The organism is Paenibacillus sp. H1-7 (assembly GCF_022354825.1).
Classification (GTDB): Bacteria; Bacillota; Bacilli; order Paenibacillales; family NBRC-103111; genus Paenibacillus_S.
In genome coordinates this window covers 630,979-657,591 of sequence record NZ_CP031168.1, presented here as the reverse complement: position 1 = coordinate 657,591, position 26,613 = coordinate 630,979, and the positions used below count along the sequence as shown (strand labels likewise).

Annotated in this window: 22 protein-coding genes and 1 pseudogene; 3 read left to right on the top strand and 20 right to left on the bottom strand. The window is 54.3% G+C overall.

Annotated features, from left to right (window positions below; genetic code table 11):
- Nucleotides 1–118: 118 nt before the first annotated feature.
- The 12 genes from DVH26_RS03190 to DVH26_RS03135 all read right to left on the bottom strand — a co-directional run bounded on the left by DVH26_RS03190 (nt 119) and on the right by DVH26_RS03135 (nt 14,161).
- Nucleotides 119–592 carry a NanQ anomerase/TabA/YiaL family protein gene (locus DVH26_RS03190; RefSeq protein ID WP_239631103.1) on the bottom strand — a complete coding sequence of 158 codons (474 nt, stop codon included), beginning with the start codon at nt 590–592 and terminating at the stop codon, nt 119–121.
- Nucleotides 589–1,626 carry an ROK family protein gene (locus tag DVH26_RS03185; protein WP_239631102.1) on the bottom strand — a complete coding sequence of 346 codons (1,038 nt, stop codon included), beginning with the start codon at nt 1,624–1,626 and terminating at the stop codon, nt 589–591. The genes DVH26_RS03190 and DVH26_RS03185 overlap by 4 nt, the downstream gene beginning before the upstream one ends.
- A 14-nt stretch (nt 1,627–1,640) precedes the next feature.
- Nucleotides 1,641–2,327 carry an N-acetylmannosamine-6-phosphate 2-epimerase gene (locus DVH26_RS03180; protein ID WP_239631101.1) on the bottom strand — a complete coding sequence of 229 codons (687 nt, stop codon included), beginning with the start codon at nt 2,325–2,327 and terminating at the stop codon, nt 1,641–1,643.
- Nucleotides 2,328–2,440: 113 nt separating this feature from the next.
- Nucleotides 2,441–3,358 (bottom strand): dihydrodipicolinate synthase family protein, encoded by a 918-nt coding sequence (locus DVH26_RS03175; RefSeq protein WP_239631100.1) that lies wholly within the window; start codon nt 3,356–3,358, stop codon nt 2,441–2,443.
- A gap of 17 nt (nt 3,359–3,375) precedes the next feature.
- The gene (locus DVH26_RS03170; RefSeq protein WP_239631099.1) at nt 3,376–4,473 is read right to left on the bottom strand and encodes a Gfo/Idh/MocA family protein; all 1,098 of its coding nucleotides are present in this window, start codon (nt 4,471–4,473) and stop codon (nt 3,376–3,378) included.
- 17 nt (nt 4,474–4,490) lie between these two features.
- Nucleotides 4,491–5,321 (bottom strand): carbohydrate ABC transporter permease, encoded by an 831-nt coding sequence (locus DVH26_RS03165; protein WP_239631098.1) that lies wholly within the window; start codon nt 5,319–5,321, stop codon nt 4,491–4,493.
- A 24-nt stretch (nt 5,322–5,345) separates the two neighbouring features.
- The gene (locus DVH26_RS03160; protein ID WP_239631097.1) at nt 5,346–6,239 is read right to left on the bottom strand and encodes a carbohydrate ABC transporter permease; all 894 of its coding nucleotides are present in this window, start codon (nt 6,237–6,239) and stop codon (nt 5,346–5,348) included.
- Nucleotides 6,240–6,323: 84 nt separating this feature from the next.
- Complete coding sequence (locus tag DVH26_RS03155; protein WP_239631096.1) at nt 6,324–7,652, bottom strand: ABC transporter substrate-binding protein; 1,329 nt, start codon at nt 7,650–7,652, stop codon at nt 6,324–6,326.
- A 216-nt stretch (nt 7,653–7,868) separates the two neighbouring features.
- Complete coding sequence (locus tag DVH26_RS03150) at nt 7,869–9,560, bottom strand: response regulator (RefSeq protein WP_239631095.1); 1,692 nt, start codon at nt 9,558–9,560, stop codon at nt 7,869–7,871.
- A gap of 60 nt (nt 9,561–9,620) precedes the next feature.
- The gene (locus tag DVH26_RS03145) at nt 9,621–11,390 is read right to left on the bottom strand and encodes a sensor histidine kinase (protein WP_239631094.1); all 1,770 of its coding nucleotides are present in this window, start codon (nt 11,388–11,390) and stop codon (nt 9,621–9,623) included.
- A gap of 206 nt (nt 11,391–11,596) precedes the next feature.
- On the bottom strand, nt 11,597–13,399 hold the full coding sequence (locus tag DVH26_RS03140; protein WP_239631093.1) for a methyl-accepting chemotaxis protein: 1,803 nt from the start codon (nt 13,397–13,399) through the stop codon (nt 11,597–11,599).
- Between the two features lie 318 nt (nt 13,400–13,717).
- Nucleotides 13,718–14,161, bottom strand: coding sequence for a GreA/GreB family elongation factor (locus DVH26_RS03135; protein WP_239631092.1), 444 nt, complete (start codon nt 14,159–14,161; stop codon nt 13,718–13,720).
- Between the two features lie 238 nt (nt 14,162–14,399).
- On the opposite strand from DVH26_RS03135, the gene hprK reads away from it, so the two are divergent.
- On the top strand, nt 14,400–15,311 hold the full coding sequence (gene hprK / locus DVH26_RS03130) for an HPr(Ser) kinase/phosphatase (protein ID WP_239631091.1): 912 nt from the start codon (nt 14,400–14,402) through the stop codon (nt 15,309–15,311).
- A 92-nt stretch (nt 15,312–15,403) separates the two neighbouring features.
- On the opposite strand, the gene DVH26_RS03125 is transcribed toward hprK, so the two are convergent.
- Both DVH26_RS03125 and DVH26_RS03120 read right to left on the bottom strand, forming a co-directional pair.
- Nucleotides 15,404–16,378: an alpha/beta fold hydrolase gene (locus DVH26_RS03125; RefSeq protein WP_239631090.1), complete on the bottom strand. Its 975-nt coding sequence runs from the start codon at nt 16,376–16,378 to the stop codon at nt 15,404–15,406.
- Between the two features lie 104 nt (nt 16,379–16,482).
- Complete coding sequence (locus tag DVH26_RS03120; protein WP_239631089.1) at nt 16,483–16,977, bottom strand: LURP-one-related/scramblase family protein; 495 nt, start codon at nt 16,975–16,977, stop codon at nt 16,483–16,485.
- Nucleotides 16,978–17,962: 985 nt separating this feature from the next.
- Between DVH26_RS03120 and DVH26_RS03115 the strand changes: the two genes are divergently transcribed.
- Together DVH26_RS03115 and DVH26_RS03110 are read left to right on the top strand one after the other, a co-directional pair.
- Nucleotides 17,963–18,829: an AraC family transcriptional regulator gene (locus DVH26_RS03115; protein WP_239631088.1), complete on the top strand. Its 867-nt coding sequence runs from the start codon at nt 17,963–17,965 to the stop codon at nt 18,827–18,829.
- A 101-nt stretch (nt 18,830–18,930) separates the two neighbouring features.
- Nucleotides 18,931–19,803: a phytanoyl-CoA dioxygenase family protein gene (locus DVH26_RS03110; protein ID WP_239631087.1), complete on the top strand. Its 873-nt coding sequence runs from the start codon at nt 18,931–18,933 to the stop codon at nt 19,801–19,803.
- Nucleotides 19,804–20,098: 295 nt separating this feature from the next.
- Here the strand turns inward: DVH26_RS03110 and DVH26_RS03105 are convergent, their stop codons facing one another.
- From DVH26_RS03105 to DVH26_RS03080, 6 genes and pseudogenes are all read right to left on the bottom strand, one after another.
- Nucleotides 20,099–21,103: an acrylyl-CoA reductase family protein gene (locus DVH26_RS03105; protein ID WP_239631086.1), complete on the bottom strand. Its 1,005-nt coding sequence runs from the start codon at nt 21,101–21,103 to the stop codon at nt 20,099–20,101.
- A gap of 92 nt (nt 21,104–21,195) precedes the next feature.
- Nucleotides 21,196–21,672 carry a NanQ anomerase/TabA/YiaL family protein gene (locus tag DVH26_RS03100; RefSeq protein WP_239631085.1) on the bottom strand — a complete coding sequence of 159 codons (477 nt, stop codon included), beginning with the start codon at nt 21,670–21,672 and terminating at the stop codon, nt 21,196–21,198.
- A 175-nt stretch (nt 21,673–21,847) separates the two neighbouring features.
- Complete coding sequence (locus DVH26_RS03095; RefSeq protein WP_239631084.1) at nt 21,848–22,816, bottom strand: hypothetical protein; 969 nt, start codon at nt 22,814–22,816, stop codon at nt 21,848–21,850.
- Entirely contained in the window at nt 22,795–23,391 is a 597-nt protein-coding gene (locus DVH26_RS03090) for a sigma-70 family RNA polymerase sigma factor (protein WP_239631083.1), read from the bottom strand. The genes DVH26_RS03095 and DVH26_RS03090 overlap by 22 nt, the downstream gene beginning before the upstream one ends.
- Before the next feature lie 412 nt (nt 23,392–23,803).
- Nucleotides 23,804–24,428: pseudogene (locus DVH26_RS03085) on the bottom strand (glycosyltransferase).
- A gap of 106 nt (nt 24,429–24,534) precedes the next feature.
- On the bottom strand, nt 24,535–26,493 hold the full coding sequence (locus DVH26_RS03080; RefSeq protein ID WP_239631082.1) for a glycoside hydrolase family 127 protein: 1,959 nt from the start codon (nt 26,491–26,493) through the stop codon (nt 24,535–24,537).
- Nucleotides 26,494–26,613 lie beyond the last annotated feature (120 nt).

Genomic DNA, 26,613 nt, shown 5'->3' with positions numbered 1-26,613 from the left:
ATGCAACTTCTCGACTATATTTGCAGATTCCATTCATTCCCTCAAATGAAAAAAACGCGCAGCCAAGCCGTTTATCCTACAGCTGGCACACGCGCACGCGATCTATCATTCTATGAACCTACTGAAACAAGTCTTTGCTGATTTTGACAACCACTTTGCGCACGGGACCGGGAGCGTTATCGCACAGACCCGGGCGATGGATGTCTTCAGGGAATAACACGACATAGTCTCCGGCAGACATGCGCACAAAGCGCTCTCCTTCCACGTGACCGTACAGGGCGTAATCCCCATCGGCGTCGTACGGCTGAATGGTCTGGTTCGCTCCCGAATTCACCGCATAACCAATCGTCTCGGAGCCTTGAAGCACATAATGGATGTCCAAAAATTGCTCATGCTTTTCCGCCTTGGCTTCCTCCAGCGGCTTGGTGGTCAGCTGCATGACCATCGCATACATTTGATCCGGAATAATGGGATATTTCCCAGTCTCCATATCGGTGAAATTCGTCCGCTCCAAATAATCCAAGGCTTGGCGGATCACCGGATGCGCCATAGCTCTTTCCTGCTTCCAATGCCGAATATGTCCAACGATCATGGTTCAAGTCCTTCCCTTTCAGCGGATCCTGTATCAGCGAACGACTCCGTCCCGGCTATCTGCTCGTATTCCCACATCTGCAAAGCCGCTCCGATCATGCCGTTCCAATTCCCTTGATAAGCCGGCTCGATACGAACTCCGGCGAACAGCGACGCCATGGCGCGTTGGCCCGCCTCTTCGCGGATTCTCTCGAACAACGGCGCTCCCGCTTCGGCTACTCCGCCGCCAATGACGATCACTTCCGGGTTAAAAATGTGGACGAGCGAAGCGATGGCGCTGCCCAAGGCGGCGAAGGCGTCAGCCATCACCGCCGAAGCTTCGGGCTCGCCGGCCCGCCATCGGGCGAGCACCTCCCGCGAGCCGATCCGTTCACCGCCGTCCGAGCCCAGACGGGCGAGTCTCTCCTGCATTCTGCGGGCGATGCCGGTGCCGGATGCGTACTGCTCCAGGCACCCCACGCTGCCGCAGACGCAGCGCTCTCCGCGCAGATCGACCGACATGTGGCCGATCTCGCCAGCCCCGCCCCATGCGCCGTGCACAATGCGGCCGTCGATCATCACGGCTCCGCCGACGCCGGTTCCAAGGGTCAAGCACAGCAGATGCTTGACCCCCCGGCCGGAGCCGAGCTTCTTCTCCGTGAGCGCAAGCACGTTCACGTCGTTGTCGACGCAGGCCGGCAGGCCGTAGCGCTGTTGAAGAAGCCGCTTCAGCGGCGTCCCGGCGTAGCCGGGGATCAAGTCCGAGGCAAAGCGGATGCTCCCCTCGGACCAATCCACCTGCCCGGCGGTGCCGACACCGATTCCCCGCAGCCGCAGCGCGGGAATTCGGCCTGCGGCATCGCCAAGCAGGGCGTCGACGGCCTCCATGATCCTGGAGGCCGTATCGGCTGTCCCCGCGCAGGTTTCCAGGCTGCGGGACAGCACCACTTCCCCGGCCTCGCGGATGAGGCCGACATTGATTTTGGTGCCTCCGACGTCTACGCCTACGGCGTACTCGGAGCTCGCATCATAAGGGATGCGCTGCTGCGCGATCATAGTCCTTCCCTCCCTTAACCGAGCTGCTTGCGCACCGCCTGAACATAGCGGGCGGTGATCAGCTGCGGGCGCGTGATGGCACTGCCTACAACGACATACGTCGCTCCGCATGCCAATGCTTGAGCCGCATCCTCCGGTGTCCATATGCGTCCTTCGCCGATGACCGGCACGCTCACCCGGGCGCTCAAGCGGCGGATCAGATCGAAATCCGGCTCCTCCTGCTGCGGACTGTAAGGCGTATAGCCGGATAGCGTCGTACCGATGAAATCCGCGCCGAGCCGCTCCGCGGCCAGCCCTTCCTCGAAGGTGGACACGTCGGCCATGACGGCCGCTCCCGCTTGGTGAGCGTATTCAATCAAGGAAGCGGCTTGCTCAAGCCGATCCTCCCTGTCCGTCACATCCAGCGCAACAATCTCCGCTCCCGCTTCCACAATGGCTCTCACTTCGTCCAGCGTCGGCGTAATGAATACGGCGGAGCCGGGAATATCCCGTTTGATGAGTCCGATGACCGGAAGCGCAACCGCGGCTTTAATCGCCCGAATATCATCCACGCCGTTCGTCCGAATGCCGATGGCGCCGGACATTTCCGCCGCTTTGGCCATCTTCGCCATCGCATCGCCGCCATGCAGCGGCTCGTTTTCCAGCGCCTGGCAGGATACGATCAAGCCCCTCTGCGCAAACAAACCTGAATTTGTTGCCATGTCTCTCCTGTCCCCTTCCTTGCCGCAAAGGCCTGGTCGCCACTCAATCCGAACGGAGGCCCAGGCACTTGCGATTTCAATTTGTAGAGCAGATACCTCTTTATTCTTCAACCTTATGCTTTGGCAAGGTCAATGTACGCCAAGATTTTGTCGTTCAGCTCTTTCACCCGGTCCATTTCCGATTCCGGTATCGGAAGCAGCGGCATCCGCGGCTGACCGATATCCAGACCCCGCAGCTTCAGAATAGCCTTGCAGCCGCCATATAGGGAAGGCAGCGCCAGCAGTCCGGTGATGATCTCGTTCACGCGGAATTGCCATTCGCGCGCTTCTTCCATCCGTCCCTCGACGAAGCATTGCTCGATCTTCATGAACAGCTCGGGCATGACGCCGTACGTTCCGCCGATACCGCCGTCCGCGCCAATGCTCCGTCCGGCCAAATATTGCTCGTCCGGTCCGTTGAATACAAGGAAGTCCGCCCCGCCGGCAGCTTTGAACTGCTGCAGCTCGAACGTGCTCTCGGAGGAAATTTTCACTCCGATCACCTTGTCCTGCGCCGCCATCTTGCTAAGCAGCGACGTGGAGAGCTGGAATCCCGTCGTTTGCGGGATATGGTAAATGATAAACGGCAGCGACGTGCTGTCGATCATCTCCTGCCAGTGGCGCTCCACGCTTTGCGGGGACAGCCGGTAGTAGATGGCCGGCACCGCCGAGATGGCGTGGGCTCCGACCTGCTCCGCATGCTTGGACAGCTCCATGCTGTCGCGCGTGGATGGAGCTCCTACATGCGCAATGATCGTGAGCTCGCTGCCGACCTCCTCCATAACGGCGGCGAGCACCTGCTTGCGCTCTTCTACGCTCTGCAGCATGCCTTCCCCTGTACTGCCTCCGACATACAAGCCCTTCACGCCAAGGCCCGCATAGTGACGGGCCAGCTTGCGCACGGCAGCGGCGCTGATTTCCCCTTGTTCATCATAACATGCATACATAGCGATAATGACGCCTTTAAACCGATTAATATCATAAGCTCCCATGATAAATTCCCTCCCGTTTAATGGATACTCTCTACAGCGATCCAGCGCTTCTCGCGCATAGATCTCATGGCCGCCTCTGCCGTAGCAATGGACGTTAATGCAGCCGATCCGTCGAATAACAGGTTCAGGCTGTCTTCGGCCGGCTTGCCTTGAAGCGCGTCGCGGAACGCCTTTAGCTCCTTGGTCATCGCCGTAATCAGCCATCCCGGCACCCGGACCGAAGGAGAGCCGTACGAAATGCCCCCGTGGGCCAGCTCGTACGATTGGGCACGCTCCAGGTCCTCGGCAGCCGTATCGTTCAGCATACGGCTGGTCAGCTGTGCGCCCCGGTTCAAAATCACCTTGGAGTTCTTCATATCCATAAGAATCGAACCCTCAGTCCCGTTAATCTTGATATAATGCTCAGCCCAGCGGAATCCGCCGCCATACTGCATCGTGCCAAGCGTGCCGCCCGGGAACTCCAGCGTCAGCAGCAGCGCGTCCTCCTCATCGCCGAAGCCGTCTCCTTGATGGCCCAAATTGCCGCCGGCCATAACAACCTGTTCGGCCGGACCCATGATCGCTTGCAGAACATCAAGCTCGTGAATATGGTGGAACAGATGGCCGCCGGACGTCGCCACGTTCTTCTTCCAGCTGATGGCAGGCTGCTTCTCCTCCCAGCCCGTCCTCTCCGCATGGCACAGAATAGGACGGCCGATCTCGCCGTCGGCGATCCAGCGCTTCACCTGCTGCACGCCGTTCATGAAATGCATCACATGACCGGCCATGAACCGGACGCCGGCATCCCGACATGCCGCCAGCATATCCCGGCAGTCGCTGAGCGACAAAGCGACCGGCTTCTCGCAGAATACATGCTTGCCGCGAGCCGCAGCGAGCATTACCGCTTCCTTGTGCACGTGATTGGGACTTGCTACGATCACAGCGTCAACGTTCTCCAGCGAGGTCAGCTCTTCCAACGTAGCCGCCTCTTTGCATTGCAGCTCCTCCGCCAGCCTCGCCGCATCGCTGCCTCCGAATACCGCCGTTACTTCCGTACCTTCCATCCGCTGTACGATTCTCGTCAGCTCGCTTCCGAAATAGCCGCAGCCTACAACACCAAATCGAATCGTTTCCATCCCATGATTCTCCTCTCTTAGCCCTTCACGCTTCCCATTGTGATGCCTTTGACGAAATATTTTTGAAATGCGATAAAGACGCCAAATACCGGTATGAAGCCCAATGTCGCCGCAGCCATCTGCAGCCCGTAATTCGCCACGTACTCCGTAACCATGGTCGATATGCCGACGTTCATCGTCATTTTCTTATGATCGCTCAGCATAACGAGCTGCCATAAGTAATCGTTCCATGCATAAGTAAAAGCGAATATCGCGAGCGCCCCCAGCGCCGGTTTGACGACCGGAAGAAAGATCCGGAAGAACAAGCCGAGCTCCGAGCAGCCGTCGATCCGTCCCGCCTCCATCAGCTCCGTAGGGACGGACTGGCTGAACTGCTTCATAAGAAATACGCCGAACGGCAGACAGATGACAGGCAAAATGACGCTTGCCAGATTGTTGACCAAATGCAAGTCCCGCATCATGGTAAACAGCGGAACCAGCGTAATTTGCCGCGGGATGAACATCGCAATGACGATGATGCCGAAGGCGTAATCCGCGCCAGGAAACTTTCTTTTGGTCAGCGCATAGCCGGCCATCGCAGCAACCAAACAAATGGCTGCGGTTGAGACGACGGAGACAAATACGCTGTTATACAGCCAGACGAAAATCGTGCCGTCCTCAATCAGTTTGTTGAAATTGACGAGCGTCGGCGACGACGGGAACAGCTCCGGCGGGAATTTCATCGACGAGGTCTGATCCTTGAACGCGCCTGTAATCATCCAATACAGAGGGAATATGAACAGTGCAGCAACGACATACAACAAGAGATCCGCGGCCATTTTGACCGATTTGACAGCAGCTTGCGGCACACTTCTCTCCCCCTTTCCTACATTTTAAGAGTCCGCATCGGCCTTCATCAGCTTGAACTGCGCGAAAGCAACGATGGAAATAAGCAAGGTTATTACGATTCCCATGGCGGATGCCAAGCCCAGCTGACCGTATACGAAAGCCGTATTGTACAAAATATACATAATGGTCGAGGTGCCGTAATTCGGGCCGCCTCCGGTCAGCATCTGAACTACAACGAATGTCTGGAACGCCCAGATCGTAGCCATGACGAGAATATATAAGGACGTCGGCTTTAACAGCGGAAGGGTAATATGCCGGAATTTGTCCCAGGCGGAAGCGCCGTCGATATCGGCCGCCTCGTAATAGTCCGACGAAATGTTGCCCATTGCCGCGAGCAGCAATATAATCGGCTGCCCCACGTTAAACGTAACGACGATAATAATCAATGCCGGAAGTGCGAGGCGTTCATCGGATAACCACATATAAGGTCCCAAATTCACCAGCGACAGGCCGTAGTTGGCAACGCCGTTCACCGGATTGTAGATCCATGCCCAAATGACGGATAAAATGACCTGCGACGTCACAATCGGCAAGTAAAAGGCGCCGCGGAAAAAAGATGCAATATAGCGGTGCTTGTTATAAATCATCGTCGCGACGAAGATAGCGAACAAATACGTCAACGGTACCGTACCTACGACAAAGCCGAACGTATTGGCTATGGAACGCAAAAACACTTTATCTTGCAGCAAATAGACGTAATTATCCAGGCCGATCCACACTTGCTTGCCGAGCCCGTAATCGAAGAAGCTCAAGTACACGGCGCGGATCATCGGATAAATTTCAAACAGGAGGAAGAACATGGCGAAAGGCGCTATGAACAGAAGCCCCCACCAATGACCTCCGATGGCTCTGCTCGTCTTGACTGCCTTGGTTGACATCAATACTCCTCCTTTAATCATGAATGTTACCAGGGATACGCTGCACGAAGCACCGTATCCCCCTAGTGTGCAATAGCCGGCGAGCTACTTGGAGTTGCGCTCGATGATTTCGTTCGCTTTCTTCGTCCAATCGTTAAGCGCTTGCTCCGGTGTTTTCGTCTTCGTCAAAGCCGCCTGCAGCTCCGGATAAAACGCCGCGCGCGTCTCCGAGTAGCCCGGCACGCCCAGGCCGACGTTGCCTGTGCTCTTGAACAGCTTGATCGTCTTGCCCTGAATGGAATCCTCCGCGTACTTCGATGCGAGCGATTTGCGGGTCGGCAGTACGGAAGGAATCTCGGCCAGACGGGCCATATTTTCCTTCGTGTTGATGAACTGCGTGAACTTTTTGGCCCATTCCATGTTCGTTTTCTTATTCGTGTTCCATACCCAAGTGCCGTAGCCGAACAGCACGGAGTTGGTGCTCTTGCCGTCTTTGGTCGGATAAGGGACGATATCCATTTCAAACGGCTTGTTCGTTCCGTCCTTGAACGATTTCTCGAACGCCCCGATATGGCCGATATTGCCCATCGTCATGCCGATTTTGCCTTGAGGAAACATATTGTTGATAACCTCAGTCGCCTTTAACCCGGCCGCTCCCGGCGGAACCACCTTCTCGTCGGACAAGCTCACCAGAAACTTCATTCCCTCGATACCTTCAGGCGAGTTCAATACCGCCTTCTTGTTGTCGTCGCTAAACGACTTGCCTCCGAAGCCCCACAGCAAGGCATGATGCGACTGGTCGCCGCCGGTATCTGCCGCGTACATAGCGTAGCCGTAAGTGCCTGCAGCCGGATCGGATACCGCCTTGGCCGCTTTCAGGAACTGCTCCGTCGTCCAAGGCTGCATGTTTTTCGGAAGCAGGTCGAGCGCTCCCTTCGCCTTGAACAAATCCTTGTTAACGACCAAGCCGATGGCGACGGTATTGTTCGGATAAATGTACAGCTTGTCGTTAACTGTAACGTTTTTCAAAATAGCCGGATCGAAGTCGTCCTTGTCGATGATGTCGTCCAGCGGCACCATCAGGTTTTTGTAGGCGTAGCTGAGCGGCCAGAAGATGGAGCCCTGCTGCAAATCCGGCAGCTGTGCGGTGTTCGCCGCAATGCTCAGCTTTTCGTTGATTTTGTCGCTCGGAATGATTTCGCGTTTGATTTTGACATTCGGATTTTGCTTCTGGAATTTATCGATCATTTCGTCGTAAAATGTGCCGTATGCATCTTCATCCTGTACGACCCACCAGGTCAGCTCGACCTTCGGTGCGCCGTTCGCGTCAGTGGCTTTATCGGCACCTCCGGCCTGCTCCTTGCCGCCGGAGCAGCCGGCCGCGAAGCCGAGAGCGAGTACGACGGACATCGTCATGGCTAATCTTTTTCTCATATAGGACCCTCCCGTATTGATGTGGCATTGATGTGGTACAACCGCTTACAAACCAAAGTATAGCGGTTTCATTTTCAAACCGACACGAACAAAAACGCTTACATTATTCACTTTCTTACTGCTGTCTCCGGTAGTATTCACTTATTTTGGATCGACGTTCATTTTTTTATGATCGCTCGGCTTCATTCCAGACGGACATAGCAAAAAACCTCCCCGTCACGTTAGGGAGGCTCCATCCGTATCATTCGGATATTGCGAGCGATACTGCTGCGGGCTGATACCTTTCACTTTCTTGAAAATGCGCCCGAAGTAATTGATGTTCTCATACCCGACCTGCTCGGCGATCAAATAGCTCGGGAGCGACGTCGTCAGCAGCAGCTCCGCCGCCTTGTCGATGCGCACCTGATTCAGATACTCCGTAAATCCGGTATCCGTCTCTTTCTTGAACAGGTGACTCAAGTAGCTCTCGCTCATGCTGACCATATCCGCCGCCTGCTTCAGCGACAAGTCGTTCATGTAATTCGTTCTCATATACACAAGCAGACGCTGAATATCTTCACGGCCCGTCCGGTACATCCGGTTTCGGACCCTATCGCAGCAGACGCCGATCAGCCGTTCGAACCAGCTCCTTGCTTCCTCTAACGTTTCAAAGCCGATAACCTGCTTGTATAAAGGCAGCCCGCTATCCGGTCCGACAGCCGCCGCGTGCTCGTCCGTCAGCTTGCCTGCCGTTTGGATGACATGCAGCAGCTGCAAGCCTATTTGCACGTTATGCTCCAGCGGCCCTCCGGCTTCAGCCATGTTGTCGAAAATGCCCCGGACAATCTGCTGCACCGCCTTCTCATCCATCAGCTCCAGCTGCTGCTTGAGCCGCTGCTCGATTTCCCGGGTCATCACCGGCACCTCTGAAGACGCTTCCGTGTTGTTCGGCGGCTCGTACACGTAAACCCGCTCCGTCCCTCCAAAAAAATACCGCTCCAGCGCTTCCTTCGCCTCCCGGTAGGCGGTCCGCGCCCCTCTCTCCCCGGCCGCCACGCGGCTGATGCCGATGCTCAAGCGCTGATTCAAAAATCGCTTGGCCGCGCTGATCAAATCTTGTCCCAGCGAGAGGAGAGGCACAGACGCAGCTTGCCCGGGCCCGGCGGTATCTTCAGCAGCGCTTCCCTGATCAGAGTCTGCAGACAGCGGAATCCAGACGATCACCTCATGTTCCTTGTACGGGATTACGTTGCCTTTCGTCCATTTGGTAAGCTCCAGATGAAGAAGATTGAGCAAGGTCCGTTTCGCCTGATGGCTATCCACAGTCGCCCTGGACGGATCGCTGCGGTGAATACGAAGCAGCATGAGCACATGCTTCGCTTCCGCAGATGCATCGCCGCCCTGCTCGTCTTGCAGGAAGTCGCGCTCCTTCGGCGCCGGCTCCTCGATGTATCTGTACAACCGCTCGGCCAGCTCGTCCTGCGTTTCCCCGGCTTGACTCTCTCCGCCTGCCTCCATAGCCAAACGCTGCTTCCACTCCGTGTCGCTTGCCGTAATTTTGTCCGCGGTCTCCAGGAGCAGCTCGAGCAGCTCTTCCGGCTTCATCGACGTTTTCAAAATGTAGTCGTCCACGCCGAGCTTCATCGCTTTGCGGATATAATCGTATTCGTTATGGCTGCTCAGGACAATGATTCTCATGAACGGGTACCGCTGCTTCACCGTTTCAATCAGCTCAATGCCGTCCATGTTCGGCATGACGATATCCGTCAGCACGATGTCCGGCATCGTCCGTTCGATCAGCTCCAATGCCTGGAGGCCGTCGGGAGCGTCGCCTGCGAACTCAAACCCATGCCGCTCCCAGTCGATCAAGGATTTGATGCCGAGCCGAACCAATATTTCGTCGTCGGCCAGCACGACCTTCAAAGCCATCGTTATCCCTTCCTTTCCCTGGTGTCTTTATCCGTCTGGACTCCCCCGTCCTCTGTTTCGTTACTTTTCCATATGGTGCAAAGGCAGCAGCAGCGTCACCGTCGTTCCGGCACGGACTTCGCTATCCAGAAGCAGACCGTATGGCTCGCCGTATTGAAGACGTATCCGGTCGTGCACATTTTTCATCCCTATGCTGCCGGTAACGCTTCGGTCGACGCTGCCTGCAAGCCTTGCCTGCTCCGCTAGCAGCTTGTCCTGCATCATGCCTACACCGTTATCCTTCACGGTCACCTTCAGGCCGCCGTCCTCCTCGTTTGCGCTCACTTCAATCGTTCCGGTCCCGTTCAAAGGCTCGATCCCGTGCAAAATACTGTTTTCTATCAACGGCTGCAGCATGAATTTAATGGCCTCCACCTTCAGCAGCGGCTCGGGGATATCGTACTTCACAACAAGCTTGTCGTTATATTTCAGCTTCATCAGCTCCACATAGTTTTGAATATACGATATTTCCTCCTTCAATGGAATGAGGGTCTCCCCTCTGCCGATACTCGCCTCCATGATGCTGCCTAGCCGCGACAGCATTTCCCCTACCTCGCGGTCGTTGCGGATGTAAGCCATCCACTTGATATTGTTCAGCGTATTGAGAATAAAATGCGGGTTGATCTGGGCTTGCAGCGCCTTGAACCGGATTTCTTCCTTCTGCTGGTATTCCTCGCGCAGCCGCTGAAGCAAATCGCGGATCCGCTTCGCCATTTTGTTATAGGTGCTGAGCAGCGTGGCGATTTCCTTCGGTCCCGAAACGGACAAGTAGCTGTTAAAATCGCGCTCCTCGATTTCCTGCATTCTTTTCTTCAACAGCTTGAGGGGGCTCGATATGCCATAGGAAATAAACAGTGTAATGATCATAAATACGATAAAAATAACGACGACAACGGCGATATTCGCTTTACGCACGTCGAAAATTTCCTTGAACACCGTATCGTACGGGATCAGCTGAACGATTTTCCAGCCGCTTTGCGAAACGGTATCGTAGTTGACGAACCATTTCTCCCGCTGCCTCTCGACCACCTCCTGCCCTTTCGGCTGCCGGTGAACATTGTCCATGAACGGTTCATCGCCGACAGGAGTGCCGATTCGCTTAGCGTCTGGGCTGGAAATAATCATGCCGTTCTCGTCAACCAAATACACTTCGCCTTCCAGCTTGGATAAATATTTGCGGACGTCGGATTCCCGGACGCTGAACAGAATCATGCCGATATTTTGGCTCGTCTGGAGCTCCGTAACCGTTTTGACCAAGGTAAGAAGAGGCTGCTTGTCGGTATAAATGTAATTGTTCGAGTTGAACATCCAGCGCATCTGGAACGGCTGATGGACCATCTCCCGAAACCAGGCCGATTCCGTATACTGCCGGTACAGCTCCTCTTCCATATACTTGTTGCTCAGCCAGCTGCCGTTCAAATCAAGCAGCGTCACATAGGGCTCCGAGAAATTCGAGCTGAACAGCTTGTTAATGACCGTATCGTTAATCCGCAGCTTCTCGTAATCGGTAAACCGCTCCGGATGCTTGAGCAGCTCATCGATTGTCGGGTTCATGGATATATCAATGGCGGATTTCATCATGCTTTCGAGAAAAAGCTCCACGTTAAAATTCACCTGGTGCAGCGCTTCGTTCGCGGATTCGCCGATTTTGCGCTCAATCGTTCTCTCCAGCGGATTGTCCACCCAGTAGAACGTCAGCAAAAAGGGAACGATGAGAAACAGCAAGATGGAGAAAAAAATTTGATTTCGTACCGAATTCCGATTTCTCAACCAGTCCATGACCCGTGACATTCCCTCTCGACCGCCTTCGCTTTTTGTGAGCTTCCTTAGTCTGCCCCATGTAAAAATTTGTCGCACTTCATCATGTCGCATGACAATTGTACCATAACGCCAAAAACGCCGGGACCCTGTCCCTTGTCCCCACGCTCGCGGACAATGCAAAAGCCCGCCGTAACGGGCCTGTATAGGCCGCCGGCGGGCTTTGACTATGGATCGGGCTATGCCGTTTTGAACTGGGACAGCAGCTGCTGCAGCTCCTCCGCCATCTGTGACAGCGATTGGGCGGAAGCTTGTACTTCTCCCGTCGTTTCCAGTTGGCCTTCCGCAGAGGTAGACACGTTCTGTGACGAATGGGCGGTTTCTTTGGCGATGTACGCGACCTGCTGGACAGCGGCGGTAATTTGCTGCGCCCCGGCGGAAATTTGCTCGGATGTCGCGGCCATTTCCTGAATTTGCGAAGCGATATGCGACGTCGATTGCAAAATTTGTCCGAAATTCTGCTCGGTTTCCTTGGCCAGCTCGATGCCGGCCTGAACTTCATCCTTCACCTTGCCCATAGCTTCTCCGGATTCGCCTATGCTCACTTGGATTTCATTCAGCAGCTTGGCGATTTGGTCCGACGAGCTGCCCGATTGCTCGGCCAGCTTGCGCACCTCGGCGGCAACTACGGCAAAGCCGCGTCCCTGCTCCCCTGCGCGGGCCGCTTCGATAGCAGCATTGAGCGCCAACAGATTCGTCTGGTGGGCAATGTCTTGAATCGCCTTCAAGATACCGCCGATTTGGTGCGATTTGTTCGCAAGCATTTCGATGACCTGGTCGGTCTGATGAACCGAATTATGAATCGAATTCATCTGCTGAACGGTGCTCTGAACGAACGTGCCGCCCGTTTCCGCTTGCTGCTTGGTCCATTCCACGGACTCGGCGATCGTCGACGCGCTCTCGGCCATCCGGCTGATGCCTTGTCCGACTTCTTCCATCGATCTCGAGGTTTCTTCCATCGTCTGCGTCTGCTGATCCGCACCGCTGGCCACTTCCTTGACGGTATCGGCGATGTGCGCCGACGCCTCCTGCATTTCCTCGGAGCTCGACTTCAGCTGATCGGCCGATACGGTAACAAGCTGCGCGTGCTCATTGATTTTCTCGATCATTTGGCGCATATGGTCGGTCATCAGCACGAAGGAAGCGCTGAGCTCGCCGATTTCGTCCTGACGCGACAATACGGCGCTTCTCTCAGACAAATCGCCTTCGGCAATCCGTTTGGCGGAAGCGCTCATCAGCTTGAGCGGATTGGAAACGTGCCGAGCGATAAGGAACGATACGGCGAGGCCGACCACAATCGCTATGATACTTAAAGTGATCACCCACACGACGCCGGAGCGGTTCGCGTTCTCCAGCTCATCCGACCAGTCATCCGCATGAGATTGCAAATTGCGGGTAAACACTTCGATGACAAGGCTGCATCCGCTCAAATGCTGATCCGCTTCTTGAATCAGCCTCATCCCTTCCGGACCATGCTTCTGCGCCGCGCTTAAGATGGCAGGGAACTGCTTCGCGTACGCCTCCCATTGAACATGGAACATTTTGACCAGGTTGGCGTCTTTCTCCGTCACAGCGATACTATCTACCTGCTTCACCTTGCCTTGGATCGCTTCAAAAAGTGCTTTCGCTTTATCCGGCATCGAAATGGTCTCATCTGTCACACCCATCGCGGACATATCGCTGGTGTCGGTCTTCTCCTGCATATTCAGCTGAATGCGCAGCATCAAATCGTCAAGCTCTTTTAGCTCATAGTTCAAATCACCCAGCAACACGACGCTTGGCAGAGCGGTTTGCGTCATTTGTACCGACTTTTTGCCCATGGTGCTCATCTGAGTCAGCGCCGTTGCACTGATAGCCGATAGCAGCAGCAGGACGACCAGAAAACTGATCAGCAATTTTTTGTGCAGTGTCAGTTTGGACACTACCGAAGCCAGCTTCGCCCATATAGGCAGTCGAAGCAGCCTGGTTACTCTTTCTTTCATGTTCCACAGCCTCCGATATTCCCCTTGGCGGGGTCTTTTTTATCCCATTTATGAAAGCGTTTTTTCCTTTCATTGGATATTCTACTTCTTTTATTTCGACAAATATCGCCGCAAATGTTATAGCTCGGTGTCGATTTTCGGCAAATTGTTTTAAATTTCACATAAGCCGCAGGACCTAGCCGAACGGCAAAAAGGCCTCGACTGCAAGCTGCAGCCGGAGGCCGTAAGAACTAAACCACATTATTTCATAAGGAACGATGGATAGCCGCAGCACGGGATGCCGATCACGGTCTTCTGAATAGACGAACGGCAGCCGGCTTACGATTGCTGAAACGGTTCCCCCATATTGACGTATTGAACGTTGCGCACATGCACGGTTGAATTTCCAATCGGAGTTTCAATCGCCTTATTGTCGTTTTGCGCGGAGAGCAGCAGCTGGAACCCGAGCGGCGCCAGAAACGAGATCATATTGCGGTCCGGATCGGCTTGATGCGGGAATACGATCGTGAACGAATCGTCGAAGCCTTCGTCCGTCATTTCGATACGACTGCCAATAAGTGCAACGGAGTGAAGAGCATCCTCTTCAAAATGGGCAATAATGTGCTCCAGCTTTTGAGTATACTCATCTAGGAACATTTCTCCCTTTCTCTTGTCTTTGTCGCTCGGGAAATAATGGTCCAAGAAATGGAACCGTTCTTCATCGAAATAAACGAGCTGACGAATCAGCTGAAGTCTGGCGGATTGCAGAGAACTATGGCTCATAGTAAGGATCACCTCCGCTGCGTATAACTTCTCCTTCCGTGAAATAGCCGTAACTTGCCCTCATGGAACATTCCTCCCTTGAAAAAATAAGACCTCTCCGAAAAGAGGCCTTACGAGTATATTACCAGAAATTCTGCATATTCCCAATGCCCTAAGTCCTCTTGGTTTTTCCGAAGGAATATGCATCCCTTATGTAGAATAGGTAGACTTAGAACCATGGAAAAGGAGGAGAATCGCAATGGCGAAATCCGTCTCCGTACAAGATCTCGTTAACCGTTTCTCATTGGAAGTGCTGGCCGGCCAAAAGGATTTGAACCGATTGATCACGAAGCCGCGCACGCATCGTCCGGGTCTTGAGTTTGTCGGTTATTTCGATTTTTTTCAGCAGGCCCGCGTTCAGGTGCTTGGAAGCAAAGAAATCAACTATTTGCATACGCTTAGCGAGGAAGAACGCAATTCAAGGATAGGCAATATCGTCAAATATCACCCGCCCTGCTTTGTCGTAACCCGTAATCAGGAGGGGCTTAAATATTTAATGAAATATTGCGAGGAGGAAGGCATTCCGCTGCTTCGGACCCATGAGCCGACAACCAAATTTCTCGAGCTGATGGATGCGTACTTAACCAAAGCTCTCGCTCCGGAAGTAGCGATTCATGGGGTATGCGTCAATGTATCGGGTATCGGCATCCTGCTTCGCGGCAAGTCGGGCGTAGGCAAAAGCGAAACCGCCCATACGCTCATCCGCCGCGGCCACCGGCTCGTCGCGGACGATATCGTCGTTCTGCGCAAGATCAGCCCCGAGACGATTATCGGCACGCATAACGGGAAGAGCAAGGAATTTCTTGCCCTCCGCAGCATCGGCTTGATTAACGTGTCCCGTCTGTACGGACGCAGGGCGTTTCAGGATGAAACCCGTATCGTGTTGGATATCGAGCTGACCCAGTGGCAGGAAAATGCGCTGAATAACGAGCTAGAGCTAGAGCCGAAATTCTCGGACTATATGGACGTACGAATTCCTCATATCGAAATTCAGCTTCAGCCGGGAAGGGATGTCGCAGGGCTCGTCGAAGCGGCCGCGAACAACTGGTATTTGCGCCAGCAAGGCTATAGCGCGGTGGAGGACTTCATGAAGCGTCTGGAGAGCAATTGATCTTGCGGAGCTCGGCCTTGTCTGCCGCGCGGCGCGAATAGCGCGCCCCAAGGAATCTCGGGGCAGCGGACAAATCTAGGCTGGAGCAAGGGCTAGAGCCGCTGCTCCCCGGGCTCCGGATCGGCAGGAGCTTGTGCGATACGGTCTGCTGGAGCTTGTGCGATACGGTCTGCATGAGTGCCTATTGGGCTGTCTGCATCGGGATACTCCTGCTGCTCGCCAAGTATGGTTGTAGCTGCGGCACGGGTTGAGGAAACCGATGCGGATGCAGATGTAGCCACAGAGGAGGTCGCTTCTTCCGACGAAACCTCGTCCGCCAGCCATAGACGCATCAGCTCATGCAGCGCTGAGGCGTTTTTGGTAGGAATCTGGTGATACGCACCTGCTATCAGATGCAGCGTGCTGTTCGGCAGGCTCCGGTGCAGCAGGTGCGCATAACGGTGAAAGCTGACATCTTTTTCCCCATAAATGAGCAGCATAGGAATATGAATCCGGTGCAGGCTCGATGTGCAGCTGTAATTGTAGCTGTATTCGTAGTATTGGTGCAGATTGCGGACATGGCCCTGTATCGCGCTTGCATACAGCCGCTTGAACGTTGCGGGCATGTCGGAGTTCCCTATCGCGATGGCCGCGGTCATCAGCCGCTTGGCCCGCAATCGGGTTATTCGCGCGGCGGTCCAAATTCTGCTCCTGTTGTACCAGTCGCTGACCTCAGACATGCCGCTGATCAAGATTCCTCCGAGGAAGCGATCCTGATATCTAAGCAGCGTCTCCAGCGCAACCGAGCCTCCCGTGGAATATCCGCATAAATAGGCTTTCGGAATGTTCAATTGGTCCATCAGCTTGCAAATATCGTCTGCAATGAGCGAATACGTGATCTTCTCTTTCGAATAACCGCTTCGGCCATGCCCGCGAATATCAAAGGTGATGACTTCAAACCGATCGGCCAGCTGCTCTTGCTGGTACACAAAATTTTCCCCCGTCAGCAACGGAGGATGGATAAACACGATCGGGACTCCTCTCCCGACCCTGTCGTAATGCAATGGGATCCCGTTTACTTCAGCCATCGGCATGGCGCTCCACCTCTTATTCACAGGTTCTTCGTTACCGATAGCTTTCCCCTCTTAAGCAATGACATACATTTTATTACATATAAAGGCAATATTTCCCACTATGTAGCAGCTGAGTTTTGCCTTTTCTGAATCGCATGCACCCCCATGACAACCAAGATGAGCTCTTCGGTAGGCAGTGACGAGTCATTCGTTAACGCAAACGCTCCGGCGCCGAACATCCCGTCCGTTTTTCTAAATTCGGCCACTTTGTCTCCCCATGCCGAGGTTACCGTGTACTCGCGGGAAAAAGCCGGCGCCTCAACCTCATACGTTCCATGACGGTTTTCGTATATAAAGCGTTTGGAGAAAAAAGACAGCTTCGCCTTCAAAACCCCGACTTCCTCTTCCGTACGATCCAGTATGATCCATCCACTGGAGAAAAAACGGAACTTCCCGCTGTATGTCAAGCAGCCCCGCTCATCCCGCAAATGAATTCCGGCGGTGAACATGCTCTGCAAATCAAGCTCCCCGATCTTCCGCTGCTGTTCATCCCAAATGTCGGTAACCCCCGTTGAAAAATACCGGTCGGAGAAATATACGGTCTTGGTATCCACAGACAAATCCTCCTTTGATCCTGAATGCCGCTGCTTCATGGGTTAGTTTGCTTTGGGCGCTGTAAGGTGTCCAGCGAATGAGTGCTCGCTTCACCCCGTAAGGCAGTCGGGCGATCATATACGTGCCATGCCCCTACGTACGCGATTCCCTGCGCGCTTCGTCAGCGCGAGACAGATCGGATGACAACGTGTGTCATGTCCATCGTACGCGACTTCGGCACGTACTTCCCTGCGAGACGCTAAGATAAAATTCACGTGTGTCCTCCTCTACGTGCACGATTCCCAAAACGCTTCGTCGCCGCGAAACAGAGCGGACGGTAACGTGTGCCATGTCCATCGCACGCGACCTCGGCACGTACTTCTCACCGCGAGACGCTCAGATAAGTTCACGTGTGTTCTCCCCCTACGCGCACGATTCCCAAAACGCTTCGTCGCCGCGAGACAGAGCGGACGGTCCAGTATGTTCCATGTACGCAGCAGCTTACTTCTTTTTACGGATTTCGATACTCGAATGTTTCAACCGGCATGTAAGCGGTGTTACAATAAAGACAAAAGACGAACCGCCCAGCCACTCATCCATGTGATTTTTTGTTATCGGAAGCGGCCGGAGGGCCCAATTCGATTAGATGCCGGATAGGATCGGACCGTACAGCCGTTATTTAGCCAAAAAGGGGCGAAAATCAAGCTGCTGCGGACCGTGGTTCCGCTATTGGGCCTAAAATCTGCGAAAAACATGATATTTTCGCCAAATAACGTATCCTGTGTCCGTTAACCGCGAAATTCAGGCGATTTTCCCTAAATAGCGGCCTCTGTGTCCGATTGCGGGAACATTGCGTCTCATCGCAATAGACATCAACCCTTACAAAGGCGCGAATCCTGAGGTCGCGTTGATTTTTCGATGTTGTCACACGGCAATGGGGCTCAAGATACACGCTTGATCAGTTTGATCATATCATATTCCACATGCCCGGTAAGCTTGGAGGAGGTGTCTCCCATCGAACTCAATCTGCATCCGCTGCAAAATACCCTATTCGCACGATCGCCCAACGCAGGAAAAGCACGCTGCGAGCCGGGCTGGCACTGGCAGCCCCAGCGGCCGCTGGACGATTACGATCTATGGTACGTCTTGTCCGGCAAGGGCCGGATGACGGTGAACGGAATCGCTTACGACGATATTGGCAAAGGAAGCTGCTTCCTCCTGCGTCCCGGTGACAAGCCAGAAGCAACGCAGGATCCGTTCGATCGTCTCAGCGTTATTTTTATCCACTTCTCCGTACAGGACTTGCAGACCGGTCAGCCCCTCTCGCCGACACTGCTGCCGGAACGCTACACAACGGTAGGAGACACGCTGCTTATCGAAATGCTGCTCAACCGGCAGCTGCAGATGATCCACTCGGACGGGCCTTGGCTTGAAGCCGAGTTCGACCTGATCATGAAGCAGACGATGCTTCATCTGCACCGCTGGCAGCAAACGCAAGAGGCCGTCTCCGCAGATAAGCATAAGCAGCTGATCGGGCGTGTCATAAGCTACATACGCGAAGAACCCGGAAGACGCGCAACGCACCAGGATATCGCCGAGCACGTCGGGCTGTCCGCGGAATACGTAAGCGTCCTTTTCAAAAAATATACCGGCACCTCCATCAAGCAATACATCACCGACGTACGGCTCGAGAGGGCGATGCATCTGTTAATGGAAACTCCGATGAACGTCACTCAAGTAGCGGAGGCTCTCGGTTATTCCAACATCTATTTGTTCAGCAAGCAGTTCAAGCAGCGTTACGGAACGCCGCCTTCCCAGCTCAAATGGAAATCCGAGCCGGCCCAAGCACACTCCAATCCAAAGGGAAATTGACCCGTATCGGTTTAAGTATAAAAAAAAGCGTACTCGCCCCATTTTCGTCTCCCTCTTCGTCAGATAACATAGAATCAAATACACCTTAAGGGGGAATGTACATGGATAAAGCGGCTAAACGTACTTTACATTCATACGACAGCCCAGAAGAGGAACAATTAGCCCGAACGATTGCCGATACGCTGTACCGTTACGATTCCATCGCTTCCGATCGCATCCCTACGCTGCAGCAGCTAACGGAGGAGCATGTCAAACAATTTTGGGAACGCGGTTATCTCGTTGTCGATCAGGTGCTGAATCCGCAGGAGGTGCAAGCCTCGCTGGAGGCGATTATGGATGTCCTGTACGGGCGTTCCGTCGGCACGAAAATTCAGTTCGTGAAGCCCCGTTCGGAGCTTCATACCGAGCAGGAGATTGAGCTCGCCGCCCGCAAGCTGCACGATTACGTCGATCACGAGCCCCGTCTGCGGGACGCTGCTTATCATCCGGACATTATGAAAGCAATGGAGGCACTGTTCGGGGAAGCGCCGAAAGTCGTTCAGGATCAAGCGATCCTGAAACCGCCTTCAGGCGGCGCGGAAAAGCCTTGGCATCAAGACATGGCTTACGGCAACCTGGCCTATGATAAATCGGTCATCGGTGTTTGGGTGGCGCTTGACCCGGCCGAGCTGGATAACGGCTGCATGCATGTGATTCCCTACTCGCACCGGGAAGGAGCGGTTCCGCACTATGCGGTGCGGGATTGGCAGCTGTGCGACGTCAGCGTTCAGGTCGAGCATGACGTCGCGGTGCCGTTGAAGCCGGGCGGCGCCTTGTTCTTCTCAGGCTTGCTGCATCACGGGACTCCGCCTAACTTCTCTGAGAAGCGGAGACGCTCGCTGCAAATCCATTACGCGCCGGAATCCGCGGTCAAGCTGAAGCCGCATGAGTACAAGCGGATGTTCACGAATGAAATGACAGGGGCCGAGTGCTAATAGAGGCAGGCTGCTGATCTACGCAGAAAGAGCAGCAAAACAAACGAAACCCTCCATCGCTTAATTGCGATTGGAGGGTTTCGTGCCGGTATGGAGCCGGGCCGAGGCGTGCCGCATAGGCACGTATCGTGCGGCCTCAGCCTTGCTTGCTGGAATCCCGCTCCAGCGAGCAAGGCAAATCAGCTCGGCTGTGCCATAGTGGGTATGGCAGCAGCCGGGTTCCCGATACGCGCCGATTCGCGGCGCGTGCGGCACTGGAGGCCGGGCGGCTATCCGGCCTCTCATGGCGCGGTCGTCACAGCTCGACGACGACCCGGCCCTTGATGCGGCCTTGCAATATGTCAGCGGCATATTGCGGCACTTCCGCGAGACGGATCCGCGTGCCGCCGATCCGTTCGAGATGGCCCGTCGGCTTAAGGTCCGCCGCAAGCCGCTCCCACAACGCATATCGGCGCTCCGCCGGATACTGCACCGAATCGATGCCGAGCAGGCTGACTCCGCGAAGAATAAAAGGATGCACCGACGTAGGGACCGACCCGCCGCCGGTAAGACCGCTCACCGCGACAGAGCCGCCGTAGCGGATCGAGGCAAGGATGTACGCAAGCGAGCGGCCGCCGACCGGATCTACCGCGGCCGCCCACTTTTGCTTCTCGAGCGGCTTGATCGCCTCCGGCTCCAGCGCGCTGCGCTCGAGAACGTCCTGCGCGCCGAGGCTGCGCAGGTAATCGTGCTCCGCGGCCTTGCCGGTGCTGGCCGCGACCTCATACCCGCGCGCGGCGAGCAGCGCGACGGCGAAGCTGCCGACACCGCCGGTAGCGCCGGTGACGAGCACAGGGCCTTGGCCCGGCGCAAGGCCGTTATGCTCCAGGCGGTCGATGGACATCGCCGCCGTGAGTCCGGCCGTGCCGATGGCCATGGCTTCGTAGGCGGTGAGCCCCGGCGGGAGCGCTACGACCCAATCGGCCGGCACGCGGGCCATTTGGCTGAAGCCGCCGAAATGGGCTACGCCCAGGTCGAAGCCCGTCACAAGCACGGCTTGTCCCGGCTGAAAGCGCGCGTCCGCAGAGGTTACGACCGTTCCCGCAAGATCGATCCCGGGTATGTGCGGGTAAGTGCGAACGATGCCGCCGTTAGAAAGGCAGGCCAAGCCGTCCTTGAAATTGACGCCGGAGTAGCTGACCCGGATGAGTACTTCCCCTGCGGGCAAATCTTCAAGCTTCAATTCTTTAACACCGGCCTGGAACCGGTCTCCCTCCTTTTCGACAACCAATGCCTGAAACGGCGCTATCGATTCTGTCATAACCGTTGGCTCCCTTCCTTACGCTCCTGTACGTGGCTTGACTGGATGTTGGCAAGCGGACTCCGCATTAAGTGTGGTCCCGGTACAATACGTTATAGTTCCAATAAGCTTTTATGGATTTTGATGACGACCTTCTTAATGGTCCCGTTATCATTCACGCGGCAGCAAGGACGGTGAATATCGCCGGGATAAAACACTGCGAACGAACCCGGACTCAGCACCAGCTCGCTTTCCTTGCCGACCTGTTCATAAAATGCGATATCCTTAAGCTCGAACGCTTCCTCGGACACCTTGGCGTCCTCCGACCATGGAGCAACCCGGATGATTTCCTCGCCGGAAATCAAAAATTGAATATCCGTATAAGTCCGATGAGATTCAGGACGCTGCTCTTCCCAAGCCCGGGTTGACGCCTCCTGCAGCAGTGCAAACATCAAATCCCCTTCGATCTCGTGCTTTCCAAGCGGCAGTGTGCTGAAATCCGTACTGCGGATATATTCCAGCCCGCGGTTCACCGCCTTCGGGTACACGGCTTTTTCCCGCTCCCAATTCCCCAAATCGCTAAAAATCATCGCAACCGCCTCCTCATAAACTTTATGCTGTGCCTTTCTTTCCCAAGTATAACCTTAACATGCGTCAAAGTGAAAGAATGGTTTCTTACGTTACATACCATGATACCAAAACAAAACCCGCCTCCACTATTCACAAGTGAAAACGGGTTTCCAACCGCCATGGCTCAGCCGTAATCTACTTCAAGCCGTTAGCCGCAAGCAGCAGCTCTTCTTTACCGATGTTCGGCGAAAAAGCGGAAATCTGATAGATAATCGTTCGTCCGTTACTCGATTCTTCCAGCCAACTGACCGTGCTCTGTATGCCGGTATCGCTAAGAAACGAGCTGTTATTTACCGTAAAATATCCGTCCTTCCCGTTCACCGTTACCTTTTCCCCCCTGGTCGCCGAGCCTGTCCGCAGGCTCATGTCGATTTTCCCTTCCGCCGTCTCGAGTACCTGATAACGGATTTCTATCGGATCCCCCTTCGGATTCATGTAGACGAGACCGGGGCTCTTCAAGCCGGCCGAGGCCGCTTGGGATCGGGTATCGCGTTCCCATACGATAGACTGCTTCGACTTGGACGCCTTATCCTTCAGCAGCTTGCTGTACAAGGAATAGCTCGTCGCATCGACTAAGCCGACAGGCGCTTCCAGCTCCCCGTAGGAAAAAGTGAAGCCTTGCGGCATTCTGGTCGGCATTTTAAGAGGAACCCCTTCCGAATCTTTGGTCATCTCTGCCCATGGATTCAATTCAGTGTATTCGATAGGACGATTCACTCTCGTTAATGCAGGAAGATTGCGCTTTTCCAGCTCCAATATGTAGACAATCGCCGATTCCCCCGGCGTCAGATGATATCGGATATCCTGGAACGACGCCCTGATTTCGGCGTTCACCTTATCCGGCAGCTGTACCTGCTCGTCCTTGGACACTTCCACCGATACCTTGCCGGAATGCATCGTATAGAGCAAGCTTGATGCATAGGCTATACCCGAAAATAAGAAAATGCAAGCCGCGATCAGCGCAATTCGCGCCGTTTTCCCCGGTTTTGCCGCTTTGCCGACCCGGACCGACAGTCTGTTAATACGTTCATCCAACTCGCGGGGATAACGCATTTGCTTCGCGTACTGTTGAAGCTCGGTTTTTAATTGATGTTCGATGGACATGAGGGAATGCCTCCTTCTTCCTCCGAAAATATAGTGACTGCATGCTTGCGCAGCTTGGCAAGAGCGGCGTGGTGCCGCGATTTGACCGTCCCTACCGGGATGCCCAGCAGCTCGGAAATCTCCTCGAACGAGTGCTCATGATAATACCTCAATACAACGACGCTTTTGTGCTTGTAAGGCAGCTTTTGCACCAGCTCTACGAGGCTGCTTCGGTGCTCGTTGTGAAGGACGACGGCGTCCGATCCGGGATTCGGCTCATGCAGAGCAAAGCTTTTGCTCCGCTCAACTAACCTGAATTTGCGCCAAAGCTTACGGTTCCAATTGTTCACCTGACGAATCGTTAATCCTGTTAACCATGGGCGGAACGGCTTTCCCAAATCGTATTTGGGAAGCGATGTAATAAGCTCCGCATACACCTCGTTTACGACATCGGACACATCCTCCCTATTGTTAATCAGAAGTGACACCGTGCCGTACACATGCTCCTTGGTCTGATCATAAATGACACGAAACGCTTCCTCGCTGCCGTTATTCATTCTGCGAATCCATTCTTGCATACTGGATGGGTCTATCATAGGCGGCCGGCCCCCTAATCTGGATTTCACTCTATATTGGCTCCGCAGGGTCAAAAGGTTCATTTTTTCTTATCGTAAAGGATTTGGAAACCAAGAAACAGTCTCCCGAAAGCGAAAACAGCCTAAAAAGCCCATTCCGTCCGAATTATGCACGTGCTTGATCGGCATTAATCCGTTAAAAGGTTGGACATTAGCTCCGGGGGAGCCCTCTTGTCTATGAAAACTAGAATTGCAAAGTTCCAAAACAACGAAAAAATCCTTGCTCTCGCAAGGATCAGACGTTGAAAAACCCGGATTCATGACATAAACCATTTATCTCTCAAATTTATATATTGGTTCCACAATCCCTATTGTGTCAGGCGAAGGAACAAGCTGCCGGATAGACTTGGTGAGAGCTATACGGTCCGAGAATTTAAAATTGATCCGGGAACTGCTTGATAATGCCTTTGGACAGAGCATCCGCAAGCTTAATAAGATGGTCTTCGCCTTTGTCGAAAGCCGCAATGCTTCCGTTCCAATCCTTCTTATGCCTTGCCATAGCATCTTCCGTCAAAAGCTTCAAGTGCGTGTACAGTAAGTCCTGCAATTCCTTGAACGACCAATTAGGGTTGGCTCCGCTCAATAATTTGGCCATATCGTCGGCATTACGGTACCACTCTTTATTTTGTACAGCGAGTTCCTGCTCGTTTCCGCTTTTGGCAGCCGCTATCACTTTCCCTGCAATCAAGATGTGCTGCTTCAGCAGCTCCGCCAGTTTATTGCCGGCAGCTTCTCCATAGTAAGGCTTAATAGCGTTGCCGATTTCCACCTGGTTTTGAAGAAGCCGGGCCAACACCTGCTCCTGATCTTCCAATCCGCCCAGAGCGCTTATCATATAGCTTTTCGTCCAGGCGACATGATCGATCCATAGTTTTCTTAAATCAGAATGTGAGCTTGGCCGCCGCCGGGCTGATACAATCTTTTTTCTCCTTCGCCTGCATCTGCTCTGCCGCTTGAACGGACGGAACATAAGCCGTAAAGATCCAAGCCGCGGTCATTGAGATCAGAGTAATGAGGATCCATTTCTTCATGCTGCAAATCTCCTTAAAATGTAAGTTTTTGAAGCGTACCCTCTTATTCTGGTTTATTGGAGCAAAATCATACTCAACTGCCTTCCCGAATCCACACTGCCATCTCCCCTTGTCCCCGGTTCCCCCACAAGCAGTACGGTACCGCCTGAAGCCTATGAGACTCCGTTCGTTTCCGGTCCGTGCCATACAGCGCTTCAGTGTTCCAAGCCGATTCGTCTTCACGCTCGGCATCTGTCTCGATCGCGACGATGCCTCCCAGCAGCTCGGAATCATACCGCTCACTAAATCTGGTCCCGGCATTCAGCCGGATGGCCGGCAGCAGCCCGCCGTTGTCCGCTTCCTCCAGGCAGTACACAAGCGGACCGCGCTGGATAGCCGCTTTTCCTGCATTGGCACGCACCCTCGGGTGGGAACGGACCAGCTGTGCACTCATCGGAAGCTCCAGCACGACGGTATCTCCGGCCTCCCACCTTCTTCGGATGTATGCGTACCCGTCAACGGCAATCTGCTCTATCGCAAGAGGCTCGCCGTTAATATGAAGACCAGCTCCTTGACACCATCCGGGAATACGCAGCGCCACAGTGAATTCCGCTGCTTCCTCGGGTGTTACCTCCAGCTGAATACGGCCTTCCCAAGGGTAGTTCGATGACTGCTTCAGCTTCACCTGCGCCGCCCCCAATGTTGTCTGAGCCTCGCTGCCAATATATAAGTGAGCGAATATAGTATCGTTACTGCTTGTGTAAATGTACTCCCCGAGAGAGGCCAGCAGGCGGGCGATATTCGGCGGGCAGCACGAGCAGCCGAACCAAGGCTGCCGGACCGGCTTCACATGCTTGCAGCCCGGATTGCCCTCGCTGGCCTTCGGCCAAACCTCCAGCGGATTGACATAGAAGTAATGCTTTCCGTCCAGCGACATGCTTCCCGCTACATTGTTGTACAGCGCCCGCTCCAATACATCGCCATAATGCCCCTTGGCTTCCAGACGGAGCATTCGGCTGGCGAAGAAAATTAGTCCGATCGACGCACAGGTCTCCGCATAGACAGTATCGTTCGGCAAATCGTAGTCGAAGCTGAATGCTTCGCCATGCGCCGTAGAGCCGATGCCTCCGGTGATGTACATTTGCCGTTGAACGATATTGCTCCACAACGTACGGCAAGCCTCCAGCAAGGTCAAATCGCCTGTATACGCCGCGAGATCCGCCATCGCCGTATACATATAGACAGCGCGCACGGCATGGCCCACCGCTTCCTTTTGCTCCCGTACGGGAAGATGGGCTTGGTGGTACGCCAAATTCGTCGGCGGCACCTTCCCAGGTCTCCAATGGGTAGTCTGCCCCCTCTGCTCCCATTCCTGGATGAAAAAGCTCGGCTTCCCTCCGCGCTCGTCAATGAAATATCGGCTGAGCTGCAAATATGCCTCCTTTCCGGTAACTTCGTACAGCTTCACCAGCGCAAGCTCTATTTCCTGATGGCCGTCATAGCCCCGGATCTGTTCCGGCTTCGTACCGAATACCGTACCGATATAATCCGCGAATCGGCTCATGATCTCCAGAAAGCGGGTTTTTCCCGTAGCGTGGTAATAAGCCACCGCGGCTTCGATCAAGTGGCCGGCACAGTACAGCTCATGGCAGTCGGTCAAATTCGTCCAACGCTTGCCTGGCTCTTTGACTATGAAATACGTATTGAAATAGCCGTCATCATCCTGCGCTTCGGCAATCCATTCGATAACCTGATCCGCTATGTTCTCCAGCTCATCGTTCGGGTGCGTAGACAAGCTGTAAGCGACGGCCTCCAGCCATTTGGCAATGTCGCTGTCCTGAAAGACGAAGCCCCCGAATTCCCCGCTCTTCCTGCCTGCAGCGATCAGCAGGTTGCTGATGGCGTGACTCGGCTCCGCACCGGGAACCCGATCATTCAATGCTTCCCATTGATAAGGGATCACGACCTCTCTCACTAATCGGACATACGGCGACCAGAAACCGTCCTCCACCCGTACCTGCTTCAAAGGGATTTGTCTGCTGCTCCAACTCATTTCACCGCCACTCGCCTTTCTTGGTAATATGTAAAATCGAACCCTTTCCTCCTCCCATCATATCGGATAAAATAAGATGAAAATACGATCCTGTTCACATTGTTTTTATACTATTTGAAC